This window comes from Rhodothermales bacterium, assembly GCA_013002345.1.
Classification (GTDB): Bacteria; Bacteroidota; Rhodothermia; order Rhodothermales; family JABDKH01; genus JABDKH01.
Genome location: JABDKH010000079.1, coordinates 1 through 15,831, shown reverse-complemented (window position 1 = coordinate 15,831; position 15,831 = coordinate 1). Strand labels below are relative to the sequence as shown.

The 15,831-nt window shown below is 58.7% G+C and carries 14 protein-coding genes; 9 read left to right on the top strand and 5 right to left on the bottom strand.

Features of this window, described 5'->3' with window-relative positions; translation table 11 throughout:
* Nucleotides 1-317 (top strand): T9SS type A sorting domain-containing protein (locus HKN37_04100; protein NNE45823.1); only part of this gene is annotated, 317 nt, incomplete at its 5' end.
* Nucleotides 318-661: 344 nt separating this feature from the next.
* Nucleotides 662-2,488: a hypothetical protein gene (locus tag HKN37_04095; protein ID NNE45822.1), complete on the top strand. Its 1,827-nt coding sequence runs from the start codon at nt 662-664 to the stop codon at nt 2,486-2,488.
* Between the two features lie 18 nt (nt 2,489-2,506).
* On the opposite strand, the gene HKN37_04090 is transcribed toward HKN37_04095, so the two are convergent.
* The 3 genes from HKN37_04090 to HKN37_04080 form a co-directional block, all read right to left on the bottom strand.
* Nucleotides 2,507-3,556 (bottom strand): alcohol dehydrogenase catalytic domain-containing protein, encoded by a 1,050-nt coding sequence (locus tag HKN37_04090; GenBank protein ID NNE45821.1) that lies wholly within the window; start codon nt 3,554-3,556, stop codon nt 2,507-2,509.
* Nucleotides 3,557-3,724: 168 nt separating this feature from the next.
* Complete coding sequence (locus HKN37_04085) at nt 3,725-4,939, bottom strand: T9SS type A sorting domain-containing protein (GenBank protein NNE45820.1); 1,215 nt, start codon at nt 4,937-4,939, stop codon at nt 3,725-3,727.
* A gap of 302 nt (nt 4,940-5,241) precedes the next feature.
* Entirely contained in the window at nt 5,242-5,661 is a 420-nt protein-coding gene (locus HKN37_04080; protein NNE45819.1) for an RNA-binding protein, read from the bottom strand.
* 627 nt (nt 5,662-6,288) lie between these two features.
* On the opposite strand from HKN37_04080, the gene HKN37_04075 reads away from it, so the two are divergent.
* From HKN37_04075 to HKN37_04060, 4 genes are all read left to right on the top strand, one after another.
* A complete protein-coding gene (locus HKN37_04075; protein NNE45818.1) occupies nt 6,289-7,296 on the top strand; it encodes an aldo/keto reductase in 1,008 nt (335 codons plus the stop codon).
* 112 nt (nt 7,297-7,408) lie between these two features.
* A complete protein-coding gene (locus HKN37_04070; GenBank protein ID NNE45817.1) occupies nt 7,409-7,579 on the top strand; it encodes a hypothetical protein in 171 nt (56 codons plus the stop codon).
* Between the two features lie 519 nt (nt 7,580-8,098).
* Nucleotides 8,099-9,508 (top strand): S8 family serine peptidase, encoded by a 1,410-nt coding sequence (locus HKN37_04065; GenBank protein NNE45816.1) that lies wholly within the window; start codon nt 8,099-8,101, stop codon nt 9,506-9,508.
* Between the two features lie 367 nt (nt 9,509-9,875).
* The gene (locus HKN37_04060; GenBank protein ID NNE45815.1) at nt 9,876-10,175 is read left to right on the top strand and encodes a hypothetical protein; all 300 of its coding nucleotides are present in this window, start codon (nt 9,876-9,878) and stop codon (nt 10,173-10,175) included.
* 105 nt (nt 10,176-10,280) lie between these two features.
* Here HKN37_04060 and HKN37_04055 read toward each other — a convergent pair whose 3' ends face one another.
* Nucleotides 10,281-11,354, bottom strand: a complete 1,074-nt coding sequence (locus HKN37_04055; GenBank protein ID NNE45814.1) for an HlyC/CorC family transporter — start codon at nt 11,352-11,354, stop codon at nt 10,281-10,283.
* Between the two features lie 273 nt (nt 11,355-11,627).
* Here HKN37_04055 and HKN37_04050 point away from each other — a divergent pair, with 273 nt between their 5' ends.
* Together HKN37_04050 and HKN37_04045 are read left to right on the top strand one after the other, a co-directional pair.
* Nucleotides 11,628-13,016 (top strand): T9SS type A sorting domain-containing protein, encoded by a 1,389-nt coding sequence (locus tag HKN37_04050; protein ID NNE45813.1) that lies wholly within the window; start codon nt 11,628-11,630, stop codon nt 13,014-13,016.
* A 200-nt stretch (nt 13,017-13,216) separates the two neighbouring features.
* Nucleotides 13,217-13,897, top strand: coding sequence for a hypothetical protein (locus HKN37_04045; protein ID NNE45812.1), 681 nt, complete (start codon nt 13,217-13,219; stop codon nt 13,895-13,897).
* Nucleotides 13,898-14,024: 127 nt separating this feature from the next.
* Here the strand turns inward: HKN37_04045 and HKN37_04040 are convergent, their stop codons facing one another.
* Nucleotides 14,025-15,023, bottom strand: coding sequence for a ChbG/HpnK family deacetylase (locus HKN37_04040; protein ID NNE45811.1), 999 nt, complete (start codon nt 15,021-15,023; stop codon nt 14,025-14,027).
* Between the two features lie 170 nt (nt 15,024-15,193).
* Between HKN37_04040 and HKN37_04035 the strand changes: the two genes are divergently transcribed.
* Nucleotides 15,194-15,831: c-type cytochrome (locus HKN37_04035; protein NNE45810.1), on the top strand; the 638-nt coding region annotated here is incomplete at its 3' end.

Genomic DNA, 15,831 nt, shown 5'->3' with positions numbered 1-15,831 from the left:
TCTACGATCTGGCAAGCCTTGTCAGTGTTGAAGGGACGCTGCCCTCTGCGACGCAAGGAGTCCGGATCGACGCGGCCTATCCAAATCCATTTAGCACGACAACGTCCGTCTCCGTAACGATTGCCACCCCGGGCGAACTCCGGGTCGAGGTTTTTGACCTCCTCGGACGGGTCGTAGACTCGGTACACCCGGTTACTCTGACACCAGGGTCACATGTGTTGAACTGGAACCGCGGAGGTCTTCCGAGCGGACTATACATCATGCGAGTCTCCACCGGGGCGGGTGCTACGGCAGAGAGAATGGTTATGGCTCGTTGAGAACGGGGACCGGTGGTGCTGCACGCTCGGCGCCGACGGATATGAGAAGGCGTTCTAAAGCAAAGTCAAGAGGCAGCTGCACTTTGCGATCGACTCCACCTCCGGGCGGAACGTGTACGGGCAACTGGCTCGCACGCCATACTGTCCGGACACCAGCCACCGTCCGCTGACATTTCATAGGCACCGGTCAGATGCGCATACGCAGGCGCTAGTGTCGATACCACGCCGCCTCTTCTGATTTGATTGCATCTAACTGGGTCTACGTCCCGTAAGGGAAGCGATCTTTCTACCGACGGCCGCGCACAACGTGACGACTGGTTAACAACGCTGAAACAGACTCCGTTATGCATCACCACAATCTGGTTCTCGTCCTGGTCATTCTATTTGCGGTCGGGACTGCAGACGTCGCAACCGCACAGGACACCTTCCGGTATCGTGTCGACATCACGAATACCGAAGACGATCTTTTCCACGTAACGCTACTCCCGCCCGCTCTAGGGCCTGCCGACAGCATCTACAGTTTCACGGCGTTCGCCCCGGGTGTTCACCAGGTACTCGACTTCGGGCGCTTCGTGACATCGTTTGTCGCACTCGACGCGGCGGGCACGGAAATCCCCACGTCTCGGAGAGCGACGAACGATTGGTCAATATCAGACCCGACGCGTGTCGCCGCAATCCGCTACGACATGGAAGACACGTTCGATGCAAACGTCGAAGAGCACGTGGTCTATCCCATGAGCGGGACGGGCATCGAGCCCGGGTACGTCGCTATCAACACGCACGGTGTCTTCGGCTACTTTCTTCACCACCGCTCGAACCCAACTTCCCTGGAACTCACGAAGCCAGGGAGCTGGACAGTCGGGACCGCACTCTCAACCGACGCTTCCGGACGATATCTCGCCGACTCGTACTACCACCTCGCGGATTCACCATTCCTCGTCGGAGACCTCAGCACGGCCTCGCGCCAGATTGGCGACATCAGCGTCGAAGTCTACGTCTTCTCGCCCGACACAGCCATCACCGCGGACACAGTTCTTGCCATCGCCGATGATGTGCTACACGCCGCTTATGATTTCGTTGGCTACTCGCCTGTGGAGCGGTACGCCTTCCTCATGTATTTCGCCGACGAAAACGCACGGGAACGCAATCCGTCGTTTATGGCCAGCGGCGCGCTAGAGCACTCCTACAGTTCGACATACGCGTTACCGGCCATGCCTCAGATGCTGCACTTCCTGAAGGATATCGTCGCGCACGAGTTCATGCATATCCTCACGCCTCTGCACCTCCGCAGCGAGATTATCGCGGAGTGGGACTACTCCAAACCCACGGGCGAAGATCAGCATCTCTGGTTGTACGAGGGCGTGACCGAATGGACGGCGCACATGATGCAGCTGCGAGGAGGGATGATTGACGTCAACGAGTTCCTTGAAAGAATGAGCGGAAAGATCCGCGCCAGTGAACGATTCAACAGCGACTGGAGCCTTTCGAGACTCAGTGCCGAATGGTTCACCGATGACGGCCGGGGGAAGTACGGCGACATCTACCAACTGGGACCACTTACGGCGATGTGTCTGGACCTTCGACTTCTCGAACTATCGAACGGGAAACGCGGTCTGCGAGAGGTTTTTGTGGAGATGATGCAGAGGTACGGGAAGGATCGTCCGTTCAGCAACGACCGCTTCTTTGACGAGTTCGTTGCTGCAACGCATCCGGAGATCAAGACATTCATCGATGACCACATCCTGGCACGACGACCGCTCGATTTCTCGCGATACATGAATCTCGTCGGGGTGGATTATCAGAAGGTTCGACCTTCTCCCGATTCGCCACCACAGTTCGGATTGATGTTGCGCGGCATTGAAGGAGGCAGACTTGCCGTGTCCGGCTTCTTGCCCGAGCATGAGCCGTTCGGACTACAGGAAGGCGACGTAATACTGAGTGTGTTCGAGCAAGAACTGACCGTCCATAGTGCTGACAGCGTGATGGCGATCAAGAACAACAAACGGGCCGGTGACGAGTATTCGGTTCGCGTCAGGAGAGGCGAAGACGAGCTCCAGCTTGCGGGTGTGCTGGTGCCAGACTATGATCATCACGTCCTCGAAATGAACGAGGACGCAACGCCAGATCAGAAGCGCATGCGCGCGATCTGGAGTACGAACCGAAACCAGTAGCCGGACGCGCCGCTCGCGTCAGTTCTTGATCACCGAGTACCCGATCGTGTTGAACTTGGTCATTTCCTCGAAGACACTGTTCACGTCTTCAAGCGAAACCTCCGCACTCACGAGCGACGACGGGTTAATCTTGCCCGACTCGACCATTCGAAGCATCTCCGGATAGCATCGGGCCTGCATGCCCATCGAGCCCACGATCGTGATCTCCCTCCCGACGATCATGTCGGCTGGAATCGGCAGAATTCCCTTCTCGGCAGCGCCGGACATCCCAAGGCGAACGAGCCTCCCGCGGGTACGAAGCGACATGATTGCCGGCATCCATGTGGCAGCCGTTCCGAGACATTCCACTGCCACGTGCACGCCCCCCTTTGTGTACTCCTGTATCGCCTGCGGAGTATCCTCACCCGCCGTTACGGCGTGAACAGCGCCCAGTTCGAGCGCCTTGTCAAGCTTCTCCCTCGTACGCGAGACTGCAATCACGTTTGCACCCATGGCGCTGGCGATGTCGACCGCCGCCAGTCCCACTCCACCGCATCCGAACACCGCAACCCATTCACCTGGCTCCACCTGGCCCTGAGCCGTCACTCCCCGAAACGCCGTCATGAAGCGACATCCCAGGCTGGCGCCCTCGACAAACGAAATCGACTCCGGCAATTCGACCAGGTTGACGTCGCCGTTGGCAACCAGAGAGTATTCCCCGAATCCACCGGCGCCCATGAACATCGACATCGCGAGATTCTCGCAAACGTTCTGATAGCCCTCGGCGCACGTTCCACAACTGCCACACGCCTGTCCGAACGGAAACACAACACGATCCCCCTTCTTGAAACGCGTCACGTTCGAGCCGACTTCTTCTACGATACCGGCCGATTCATGACCGAGTACAACAGGTAGAGGTGGCGAAAAACCCATCCAGTCCCAGTGACCCTGCCACAGGTGCCAGTCCGAACGGCAGATCCCGTTGGCCACGACCTTGACCAGAACATTGTCCGGGCCGACTTCCGGATCTGGCCAGTTATCCCAGATCTTGAGTGGTTCCTTGAATGCTTCGACGACAGCGGCACGCATAGTTCGATACCTTCGATTATTCCGGGTGACAGAAGTGCACTTGAGCCGCAGCGGCCCACAATTCTCTGCGACGCACTTGGAGTATCGATATCGATCGGCCGAGTGTCAAGCGAATTCAAAAGGCGGGGCCGAATACTCGTCCGACCCCGCCCATCGATGTTCCAGAGACTATTTGACGAGAAGAACCGTGCTGGAGCGAGTATCGAATTGACCGATTGCACGGATCAAGTAGAGGCCGGTCGTTAATCCCGAGCCATCGATCCGGAACACGCGGGTTGCATTAGCCTCGACCTGACCACTGTAGACGTCGACCACCCGGCGACCGAGCAGGTCGAAGAGTCCGACCTCAACATTCTGCGACTGCTTCACCGACAACGTGAATGACGTGCTCGGATTGAACGGGTTCGGATAGGCCGAACCCAGCACGAACTTCTCCGGATGCTCGACCCCGACCTCGACGCTCTCCGAATATTCGAACGATCCATCCACATCGACAACGCGGAGTCTGAAAGCGTGTTGTCCCGAGGGTAGTGCAGCCACCGAAGCCGCATAGTCACGAAGTGATGATGACTCACCCGCAGCAGGTACGAACGCCGTCTCCCTCCATGCACTCGCAGCTTCCGTCGAAACGTTTCGGTGTTCAATTCCGAAGCCGAGCGCAGACCGCTCGGATGCCGTCTGCCATTTCAGAAGCACGTCGTTTCCATCGACGACTGCGTCAAACGAGGTCAGCTCAACGGGGAGACCGCACGATCCCGAATTCACATACTGTATTTGGCCCATGTCCCAGTCCTGGGCCGAAACAAAGCCGACTCCCGTGTCGAACTGAACGGCGCCGACATTCGCAAAATCGGCGCCCGTCCCCGACGCCACCGAAAAGGAGCTGTAGCATATGGTTTGCACGCCGGTGCCTGATGTCGACACAGGATTCACCAATGATGAGTTCGATGCATCCGTATGCACCACCATTTTGATCTCGAAGTTGCTGCTCCGGTTCGCCGTGATGTTGAACTGAAAAGCGTTCGCTCCGCCTGCCGTAAGGTCGACACCGCCAAGACCGGTCTCCACAAACGTGATGGCATCGTTATTACCATCCCAGTCCACCGAGATGAAGCTGATGTCTCCAGCGTCACGGGTGTATGTATAGGTACCGGCCGCGATCGCGAGGGTCGATGATTGCGTTCCGAGCGGAGAGAGAATCGCGTCTCGATACGTGCCGAGTACGGACGCCCCGCCGTTGACTGTGCCGGCTGGAGCAGCCGATGTAACCAACTGGCCGGTTGTGAACGCGTCTACGGTCTGGCCGGATGCCGGGATTGTTGTAGAGAAGAAGAGCAGTCCAGTGAAGCATACGCTCAACGCAAAACGGTAACCATTACTCATGACACATACCATGGCTTATGGGGATGGTGCGCGAGCCATCAGCCAGATGGTCTGGGTCCTGTCCTGGCAGAGGGAATGCGGTCTCCAGCCATCGCAACCAGGGCGCACTATCCGGTGGCAAACTCGCAGTGGGTAACGTAATGGTACCGATATACCCAGCCGTGGTCAAGTTGCCGGTTGATCAGGTGGGCGTGGAGTGAATGCGGCACAGCATCTTAGCACGGACCGGTCGGCGCCGCGGTTAGAGCCGAAAGCCCTGGGCCGCGACACCTCGATTTGCGCGCAAAACACTCGGCCTGATTCTAATTCTGCAGCATATGAATCGCCTTGTCCGCGTCATCCCTGTTGTCGAAACTGACGAAGGCGATGAATCGCCCACCGATAACGGCGGCCGAGAATCCACGAACATTGATGCCTGCCTTGGCAATCATTTCCGCGACCGCCGCTGCGGCACCGCGGTCATCATCGCCTTCAACGCGAATCGTATCGATGCTGGCCGTGATGTTGAATCCAAGCATGCCGGCGGCCGACACCTCCGAATCTCCGCGAAGGGGTGTTACGAAAACCACACCTTCTCCCGGACGATCCGGCGAACGCCTGCCAATCACGAAATCGAGATTCGCACCCACCTTGCTAAGCGATGTGAGTGCCGCGGAAAGTGCTCCGACGTCGTCGGTGATTCGTGCGGCCCAGACGTCGACATGCTCTACAATAAGATTCATAAATCCGTCCTCGTGTAATAGGCTCAGTCCGTCCTCAGTCAGGGCGTCGGACGGCTTCCTCTGGACTCGTGCAGGGCTGTCCGAGTTGTCCTGGCTTTCGAACGCACGTTCTCTATTCGCTGATGAAAAACAAAGCGGCGAACGTCGATATCTCGTGGCGGTGAGTTGACTACGAGCCGTAAGGGCGTGGCCCATGTGGCTCGCACCAGACATAACCCAGAGCCGGCCCGGCTTCTCAATACAGCCCGCGAAGTCAAAACCACTTGCCCACCCGCGGTCGCGAAGGGTTTCTGCCGTCACACATCCCCGCCAATTCCTCTCAACGATTATCTAAATAGTTCATTACCTGTCGTTGTGCCGCCCTCCCGCTTACCGCGCCGCGACATAATAGACCGGTGTTCAGCATATCTTTCAGTATTGGAACGCGACGAACAGGAGAGGGCGGCATTCTTATTTGTCGTCCAGATGAATCCTCTCGTTTCAACTTCCGAATCGAGCCGGAACTCACACCGAACATTCGGTGAGGTGTGTCTCCTGATAATGCGATTCTCGAGTACGAACCTGTCCGGGCGCCATCTCTAGTCTAACTACTTTCGCCCTGCTGCTTCATTTCACGGAAACGATCACATGTCAGCCATACCGACCAATACTTTCGGACGCACCGACCTCGTCGTGAGCCGCATCGGCTTCGGAGCATGGGCCATCGGCGGACCGGCCATGGCCGGCGACATCGCCATTGGCTGGGGAGATATCGATGATGCCGTTTCCGTTCGAGCAATTGAAACGGCTCTCGACCGGGGAATCGATTTCCTCGACACGGCGGATTTTTATGGCCTCGGCCACTCCGAGGAGTTGATCGGGCAGACCATTGGAAACAGAGCTGGCGTCACGATCGCCACGAAGGTCGGCCATCGATTGAATAGTGACGGCTCGATATCGCTGGATTATTCGAAGAAGCATATCCTGGCTGCATGCGACAAGAGCCTCAGGCGGCTGCGCCGCGACCACATCGACCTGTACCAGTTGCATTCCGCGCGTGTCGCGCACCTGAAGCAGGGCGAATGCATCGAAGCCATGGAGCAACTGGTCGCCGAGGGAAAGATTCGCTACTGGGGCTTGTCGCTGAGTACGTACGATCCGGAGCCCGAGGGCGCCTTTCTCATGGAACGCGGGCTCGGTCACAGTTTCCAACTCGTCCTGAGTGTGATCAATCAGCGGGCCGTCGACTTGATGAGGCGTGCGGCAGCTGCGGGATACGGGATCATTGCCAGGATGCCACTGCAGTTCGGGCTCCTGGCCGGGAGGTTCAACTCCGATTCAAGATTCGGCCCGAATGACCACCGCAGCTTCCGGTTGACGCCGCGTGTATTGGAACAGGCCACCCTCGATCTGGAGCCGTTCTTTGAGCTGGCCAGAGTGCGCGCGGTTTCACCCGCGTCAATCGCGCTGGCTTTCGTGCTTAGTCAGCCGGAGGTGTCTACGGTGATACCAGGAATGCGGAGTCCCGAGCAGGCCGCACAGAACGCTGAGGGCCCGTTTGGGCTCACGGAGTCGGAGAAAGCGACCCTGGGGCAGTTGTACGACGACCGGCTGAAGGACCTGCTGGGCCTGATGGAACGACAGGAAAAGGGCTAGAATAGCACGTTTGAGTGAGGAACAGGCATCTTTAGACGAATTCCGTGGATACGTTCGTTCTACTATCGTGGCGGCGCCTTCATCGGCCGAATGCACCTCATTGACAGTAGAGATGACAAGAACCGAGTACATACAGTGGTCGAAAGCGCTCGTTAAGCAGCTTGACCTGACCCTCACGACGATCGCTGTCGATGGCCGACCCGTGCCCTTCATGACGATCGACGTGCACTACTCGTGGAAGGGGAAGCGACTCACAAAGTCGATTCACTCGGTGTTGAACTAGTCGGTTGGTCGCCCCGCAACGTCATCACGAGCAAAGCGTCGCGCCGTTGTCATCCCCGACCCCCGCCTCCCCTCGCTTCCGCAAGGGCAGAGCGCAGGGGCAAGCCTCGATCGGGTGATCCATGCGAGGTCCGGTCAACCTGCGGCACGAATGGATGGCCGCCTGCGCGGCCATGACCCAGGGGAAGAAGCGGCAGTGACCCGGGATGAGAAAGTGGCACTGACAGTAAGCCCCGAACACGGCAGTTGGTGAAGGCCTAAGACCCGTCACTAGAGCCTCTGCAGGCCGAAAATGGTGTCTCAACGTCTGGCCGAAGGATTTCCACCAAAAAAAGGCCGGATCGAACCTGAATCCGGGAAACCCATCCGTCCAATAACGACCAAGAGTGCCCGGTCACTGCCCGATGGTAGCGGCTCGCGTACACGCAGAATTGCCGGTCTGGCCGGTTGCGTTGCACTTTTGATACCGTTCCTATCTACGCGGGCAGGGACTTGACTCAACAAGTCAAAGGCCTCTGCCATGCGTACTCGAGCGACTCTCGCGACCCTCGCCGCCGCCGCTTTTCTGCTTTCTGGCTCCCTTCTTTCCGGTTGTTCCGACGCGTCTTTGCTCGGAAGCGAGGATAAGGTGGTCGAAGACGGTTCCACTTCCAAGATGCGTCAGGCGCATCTATTCAAATTTCTCTCGCGTGCCAAAGTCCTTGAGCGCTATGACGAGCTGGCTGTCTCCAACGACTTCGTGCTCGGAATGACTAAGGTCCTTGAGCGCTACCGAGTGCTCGAGCGCTACGAGGGCATGGACGGCGTCACCATCAAGCACGATTACACGCGCTCCTTTGACGGGTTCTCGGCTCACGTCGAGGGCGATGTGCCTGCGTTTCTGGATTTCGTCGAAACCGACCCGGACATCGAGTGGATCGAGCCCGACATCCGAATTGGACACCGGGACGCAGACCCGCTCTTGAAGAAAGGAAAGCCGAACCAGCAGCTTCCCTGGGGAGTCTGGTACGTGGGCGGAGGTTGGAGCTGGACCGTCTCGGGCGATGGCACGGGTGAGGTGGATGCCGACATTTACATCCTGGATACGGGCGTGGCACACCGCGACATGAACCTTGTGGAGACGATTGACTTCACTGGTGAGGGAACACAGTCCCGGGACCCCGTTGGCCACGGTACCCACGTTGCGGCGACTGCTGCAGCCGCTGACAACGATTTCGGCGTGGTTGGCGTGGCGCCGGGTGCGAGAATTCACAACCTGCGGGTCCTTGATGCAAGCGGAGAGGCAGAGCTTTCAACGGCTATCGCGGCGATGGAGTACCTGACCGACCTGAAGGCAAACAATCCTGCGATGCCGATGATCGCCAACATCAGCTTCGGAGCGGACATCGGAACGACCGTTTATAATGCCCTCGACCAGGCCGTGGCGTCAGCGATCGCGCAGGGCGTGGTAGTCGTCGTGGCAGCCGGCAACGATGCCATCGATGCATCGACCGTTACACCGGCGCACGTCGCGGAAGCAATTACCGTCGGCGCCTTTGAGAGCAGCCCGGGTTCCTTTGCGTGGTTCTCGAATTTCGGATCGGTCGTGGACATCCTGGCACCGGGTGTGGACATCATGTCGGCGAGCACCGAGTCCGGTAAGTCTGCACCACCAGCCTACATGAGCGGCACCTCGACGGCGGCACCTCACGTGTCCGGCGCGGCAGCCCTGCTGCTGGCTCAGGACCCCACGATGACGCCGGCCCAGGTCCGGGACGCAATCGTGGCCAAGGCCGAGGCACGCAACCTCACCATCTACGGCGCTCCCGCAAGCACGACCAACTTGAGCCTGTGGGTCGCGGAGGATAGCTGGAACAATGGCGGTGGCGGTGGCGACGACACCACCACGGACACGAAACCCAGCAAGGGAAAAGGCGGACGGTCCAAGTGAGCTGAATCCGCGGATGTATGACGGAACGCAAAAGCGTCCTGGGGTCCGTGCCCCAGGACCCTTTTTTTGACAACCCCTCACCAGGCAGGGTTCACCAGCAAATTACTTCGCTCCAGACCTAGCTCAACGTTAAGCCGGCTTCCACGACCAACGTGTGTGCGCGTCCGATATCTCTGGGAGATTTCTGAATTCTACACGTCAGGGGAGATGCGGACCATCTCCCGGTAGCCAGGGCGACGCTACCGCGGCTCCTTCTATTCACACAGTCTGTGGTCAGACAAACTCAGCGCACCGTCTTGCCCAACGCACCTTTGTCTCCGCCGACCCGTACACGGGCTCACTCCATGCATACTCAGAGGCCCTCAGCATGAAGAAGCTTCTCCTGTTCACCGTGATCCTCCTCGCCGTGTTCTTCATGACCGGCTGCGCACCCGGCCCTAACGAGCTTGCCGAGTCGGCAAACGCGATGGGCGAGCTGGCCGGCTTCTGGAAGGGTCTCTGGCACGGGTTTATTTCGCTGTTCACCTTTATCGTCTCACTGATCAATGACAACGTGACCATCTACGAGGTGCACAACGACGGCGCACTGTACAACCTCGGATTCCTTCTCGGCGTGATGGCGTTCTTCGGCGGCAGTGGTGGCGGGGCAAGCAGAAAAAGGAAATAGAGGTTCTTCGCGGCAGATTCGATAACAGTTCAGTCCGCACGTTCGCCGTGCGTCCTCCGTGATTGCTGAATCACTCGGTCAGCACCCTGAGCAATTGGCGCCCGATCACTTGGACTCGCCGTCTTCAGTACGGCCGGGTATTGTGATCCCCATTTTCTTCGCTCGCGTTTGCCACTTTTCGCGTGCGTAGCGCTGCATGTCATCTACCGTGTCGACCTCGTCGATAATCTCCAGTCCGAGGAGGGTCTCCACGGCGTCCTCAAGTGTCACGAGGCCTGAGAGGCCCCCATACTCGTCGACGACGATGGCCACATGCGCTCGATCCTCAATCAGTTGCTCGAACAAATCCTGCAGAGGAATCGAATGTGGTACCGCCGTAATAGGATGCATGAACGAATTCAGAGCGACGTGGCCCTGATCACGCGCAGCGTGAAGCAAGATGTCGTTCTTTAGCACGAAACCCAACACACGATCCTTGTCCTCACCGTACACGGGTATGCGGGAGAATCGGATCTCCCGGTATTCCTCCATGACGTCTGCAACCGTGCTGTCGGCCGGCAAGGCGAACACCACGGTCCGCGGAGTTATGATGTCGCGGGCAGTCAGATCGCCAAACCTCAGCAAGCTCTGTAGAATGTGCGACTCCCGCTCGTGAAGAACTCCTTCTCTGACTCCAACGTCGGCGAGGGCCTGAAACTCCTCCCGGCGTATAATCACCTTCGCACGCCCGCGGGCCAGAATCCACGTCAGTCCCTCCGCCATTTTCACCAGCGGCCACATAAGCCAGATCGTCGGGACCAGAATGCGGACGACGCTTGCGGCCAGCTGCCGCCAGTACAGCGTCCCGAGTGTCTTCGGAATGATCTCGGAAACGACGAGGATCAGGAACGTCAGGATCGCGGACGCAATCCCCACATACGTGTTGCCGAAAACGATCGCCGCCTGTGCACCGGCGCCCGCCGCACCGACAGTATGTGCGATGGTGTTCAGACTCAGGATCGCGGCCAGCGGACGATCGATGTTCCTCTTGAGGTCGGCCAACTTACGCCCGACGACTCCCCGCTCAGCCTGCATCCGGGCCACAAACGAGGGCGTCACGCTCAGCAGCACGGCCTCCATGATCGAGCACAGGAAAGAGACGCCAAGCGCCAAAAGAACGTAGAAAACGAGAAGCGTCATTGGGAGGATCTGATCCGGCCGTCAGGGAAGGTTGTGAGTATGGAGGGCAATGCAGCCTCATCCAACGGAATCAGACGAGACGTGGCAGGCTTAAGGAAAATAACCACAAGCCACCGGATACGCCCCGATGTACGTCGCCCAGCCGCCAGCCCGTCCGACGACGCCGTACAAGTGCAGTATGGCCGCACGTCGGACATCAGCGAACACTCCTTGCAATTCCAAACCGCTTCCTCGTTATTGGGCGCTCCTTTCCATTCAGATCGGCCGCATATAATGAGTACTGCTACGACCGTCCGCGCCATTATCATCCTCATCGCCCTCACCACCTTTGTCGACACGACGCTTGCTCAGACACCGATCACGATCACAAGCAGCTTCTACAGCGCGAAGGCGGGAGAGCGCGAGACCGAGTTGGAGTACGAAGCGGATGATGATGGTGGACTTCCCACAGCGACCGTCCCCTGCGGAACGGCAATGCTGGGCGCCTCGGGAGCCAATCAGACGTGGGACTTCACGACGTGCGTCTTCTCCTCGGGACCTCTCACCACGATAACGGACTACGGCACGAACGTGGCGGGCGACGTACCCATGGGAAACGATCCGGCCTTCGCCACGGGGAATTTCTACGCCCGCGGCTATGACACGACCCCTGCGAGTGAGGCTTCGTCCTGGAGTGTCTTGCGGTTGACGGCCTCATCGGTAACACAGCTTGGAGTGGTCGGAGTCGAGGAGGCTGCGCCCGATTACGACACAACCCTCGCCGTCAACAACCCCGTCTCAACAGCACTCTCCTTGCCCATTACGTACCTGGCTTCGTGGAGCGACACCACCGCGTTTACCATTGGCAGCACAACCTTCGCGATCGCGGAGGATAATCTCGTCGACGGATGGGGCACGCTTGTGACACCTGCAGGCAGCATCGATGCCCTGCGCCTGCAGAACGAGCGTCGAAGCTATACGGTCGTAGGAGGCATGACCGTTTTCTCGGACGTACAGTACAACTACGAGTTTTTTTCGAACGGCTTGCTCTCTGCCTTTATCTACCACGACGACGCCGGTACGGCCGACGGAGCCGGCTACATTGTGACTTCCACGATGACCCTTCCCGTAGAACTCGCCACATTCGATGCTGTACGTAGCGGAAGTCGAGCTCACTTGAAGTGGCGAACATTGTCCGAGACGAATAACAGCGGCTTTGGCATTGAGCACGCCGTCGACCAGAGACCATTCCGCGAAATCGGATTCGTCGACGGGGCCGGAACCGTCGACAACGAACGGAACTACACCTACTCGCTGGATCTCTTCGAGACGGGCGTCCATCGATTCCGTCTGAAGCAGATCGATCTCGACGGCTCATTCACGTACTCGCCAATCGTGGAGCTGAGCTACGAAACTCCCGAACGCTTCGGACTGCTGCAGGCATATCCGAATCCATTCAATCCGACTGCGACGATCACGTACGAACTCACCGAGGCCGGCGAAATAACGCTCGACGTATTCGACGCGATCGGTCAGCGCGTCACGCGGCTGGCGAACGGCGGGCGGAGCGCCGGACGTCATGACATCGAGTTCGATGCGACGGGACTCCCCGGTGGATTGTACCTGTACAGACTTGTCGCAGGACACCAGTCTGAAACCCGAACCATGGTCCTCCTGAAGTAGTCGCTTGTACGTGTTCCCGCCGCCGGTGACAGTCGGGTGCAGGCCGTCGGACATCAAAACGTCGGCAAGGGTGCCGGTTTCAGGCGGGTCATTGCAACTTCGGATCGCTTCAACGTAATTGGTCCCGGCAGGAGCTCGACCCTGCTCGCCCGGCCTGTTCAGGCCACCCGCGCTCGATTCACCCCATATCGTATCAAAAAATGCCACGAAAGAAGTTTACGCGCCGCGCAGCTCTCCACGTTGGACTGGGCGCGGCAGCAGGCGCCGTCGCCGGAAAAGCATTTGCAGCCAGTCCTCGCCAGGAAGAGGAGTGCGCGACGCCACACCAGACCGAAGGACCCTTCTTCCCGAAGAAGGATCAACTAGACAAAGATGCGGACATGACACTCATCGACGGTCAATCCACGACTGCGCTGGGCGAAGTCATCCTTATCAAGGGAACGGTCATCGACGAGTCGCTGTCACCCGTCGCCGGGGCGATTGTTGACGCATGGCAGGCTAATACGCACGGGAGATATCATCACGAAGATGATCCAAACCCGGCCCCTGAGGATCCGAACTTTCAGGGCTGGGCGAAGCTGAAAACGGACGAGGATGGTTCGTTCGGCATCCGGACGATCGTTCCCGGCGCGTATCCCGTAAACGAGACCTGGTGGCGCCCGCCGCACATCCACTTCAAGGTGGCCAAACGCGGTTATCACGAATTGACCACGCAAATGTACTTCGACGGCAACGAGCTGAATCCCAGGGATCAGCTTTTGCAGGAACTGACGCCAGACGAGCAGGCGCGACTCGTAGTAGGCTTCCGCTCCAGTCCGGACGAGGATCAACCACGCGTCGGCAATCTCGTGTTGATGATCAAGAAAGTGGCGCAGGGCTAGAGAGCGGCGAAGGGTTCATCGTGGCGTAGCACGAGACACGTGTGCGGCAATCGCTACCCGCACCGAGTTCTGCCGCTGCACCCCGCATCCAGCCAGTGGCTGGGTACGGCACCCGCTTCGACCGGGTTCAAGGTCCGGGCGGAGGCGCGTAGGCTGCCTCCTCCGGCGACACCATTGAGTCCAGCCCACGCATTCGAATGAGGTCACGATACGTGATGAGGCGATAGCCACCATCCTCGAGGCTGCGCCGAAACCTGTCCGACCCAAGAGCCGTCAGTTCCGCGAAACGATGACTCGACATGTTCTTCGGGCCAATCGCGTTCATGTCGATCAACGCGTCCATCTCCGGCGTCTCAAGACCCAGATGGAACACCAGCAGGTTCAGCGTCCCCGTCTCCATGCGCTCGATTCCTACGAGAAGACTGTCAAGTTTGTCTTTCGGCTCCGCGAAGTAGTGATTGCTCGGGTCCGCCTCCGAAAAGTAGCGCGGAATACCGACGCCATACTCTCGAGCCAGACGTTCGACAAGCGACCGGAACTCCGGCGTCGACACCGCGGCACCCATGTGGTAGTCGAAGTAGTCAATCGTCAAACCCGTGGCCAGCGCGCGGTCTATCTGCGCACGTAGCTCGATCTCGACTTCCTCCACCTGTGGATCTGCTGACAGGAAGGCGCCGCGTGTCGGGTGGAAGTACCCGAGACTGTCGACGAGGCTCGGTACGCGACCCCGGCCGGCCACCGGGCCCCATCGGTAATTTCGCCACTCCGCATTGAGCGTGAGATGAATGCCCACGGCAACGTCAGGATGATCTCGCAGAATCTCCACGGCCTCCTGGTACCATGGACACGCGAACATCACGGATACCGACATAGGCAGACCCAATTCGAGCGCCATTCGATTCGCCATATTCTTGGCGTGATTCATCCCGAGGTCGTCCGACCGGATCAGCACATACGTCGTGGCGCTATCGGAGTCCGCTGCCAATTCCTGGCCGACACAGAGACTGGACCCCGCACCCAGAAGAACAAATGCAACGAGGATTGTCACCACATCCATCCGATCCGACTGAGATGACGCGCACTCCACAAACAGCTTTGAGTATCGACGAATCAGAAAGGTGAACATGACTCAGATTACCGATTGTGTACCACGGACGAGGATTCCGAAATGTACACATCGTACCGACGCGGTGGCGACAAACACGAAGAGTGGAATCAACCCCGCGTAACAGATCAGGCTTGCGTGCGTCAAACCGAAACCTGTCACATAGCTCGAATCATCAGGAGGGAACTCTCATGCCTCGAATACTCGCCGCGGGCTGCGGCAGCATACTTGTTCTGGCCGTACTCGTCAGTGCGCCGATGGATGCCAACGCACAACGATTCGAGTGGCCCGAGAAGGCCGAGAATCTCAAGGTACTTCCTGAAGATTTCCCACCGCAGCGCCTCAAGGCCGTGATGACCGGGTTTACACGCGCGCTGGGCGTTCGTTGCTCGCATTGCCACGTAGGCGAGGAGGGTCAACCGCTGACCACATTTGATTTCGCCTCGGACGAGAACCCGAAGAAGGACATCGCCCGGACAATGCTCGAAATGCTCGGCGACATCAACAAGACACTCGAAACGATCGACAAGGAAGGACGAGCCCCGGTCAACATGTGGTGCCACACGTGTCATCGAGGAGTCCCGCGGCCGCACACCCTCGATGCGGCGCTGATGGAGACGTTCTCAGCCCATGGCACGGACGGGATGATGGATGAGTACGCAGAACTCCGCGAGCGTTTCTACGGCCGGGCCGCGTACGATTTTGGCGAGACCAGTCTAAACAGTCTCGGATACGCTCTACTTAACCGCAGCGAACTCGACGCGGCGATCGCCGTCTTTCGCGAGAACGTAAAGCACTTCCCTGAGTCCAGCAATGCGTACGACAGCCT

Excerpts from the sequence above, each read along its gene's own strand:
- HKN37_04095 (NNE45822.1), top strand. The coding sequence starts at position 662 with ATGCATCACCACAATCTGGTTCTCGTCCTGGTCATTCTATTTGCGGTC.
- HKN37_04075 (NNE45818.1), top strand. The coding sequence starts at position 6,289 with ATGTCAGCCATACCGACCAATACTTTCGGACGCACCGACCTCGTCGTG.
- HKN37_04060 (NNE45815.1), top strand. The coding sequence starts at position 9,876 with ATGAAGAAGCTTCTCCTGTTCACCGTGATCCTCCTCGCCGTGTTCTTC.
- HKN37_04065 (NNE45816.1), top strand. The coding sequence starts at position 8,099 with ATGCGTACTCGAGCGACTCTCGCGACCCTCGCCGCCGCCGCTTTTCTG.
- HKN37_04045 (NNE45812.1), top strand. The coding sequence starts at position 13,217 with ATGCCACGAAAGAAGTTTACGCGCCGCGCAGCTCTCCACGTTGGACTG.
- HKN37_04090 (NNE45821.1), bottom strand. The coding sequence starts at position 3,556 with ATGCGTGCCGCTGTCGTCGAAGCATTCAAGGAACCACTCAAGATCTGG.
- HKN37_04050 (NNE45813.1), top strand. The coding sequence starts at position 11,628 with ATGAGTACTGCTACGACCGTCCGCGCCATTATCATCCTCATCGCCCTC.
- HKN37_04085 (NNE45820.1), bottom strand. The coding sequence starts at position 4,939 with ATGAGTAATGGTTACCGTTTTGCGTTGAGCGTATGCTTCACTGGACTG.
- HKN37_04040 (NNE45811.1), bottom strand. The coding sequence starts at position 15,023 with ATGTTCACCTTTCTGATTCGTCGATACTCAAAGCTGTTTGTGGAGTGC.
- HKN37_04080 (NNE45819.1), bottom strand. The coding sequence starts at position 5,661 with ATGAATCTTATTGTAGAGCATGTCGACGTCTGGGCCGCACGAATCACC.
- HKN37_04055 (NNE45814.1), bottom strand. The coding sequence starts at position 11,354 with ATGACGCTTCTCGTTTTCTACGTTCTTTTGGCGCTTGGCGTCTCTTTC.
- HKN37_04070 (NNE45817.1), top strand. The coding sequence starts at position 7,409 with ATGACAAGAACCGAGTACATACAGTGGTCGAAAGCGCTCGTTAAGCAG.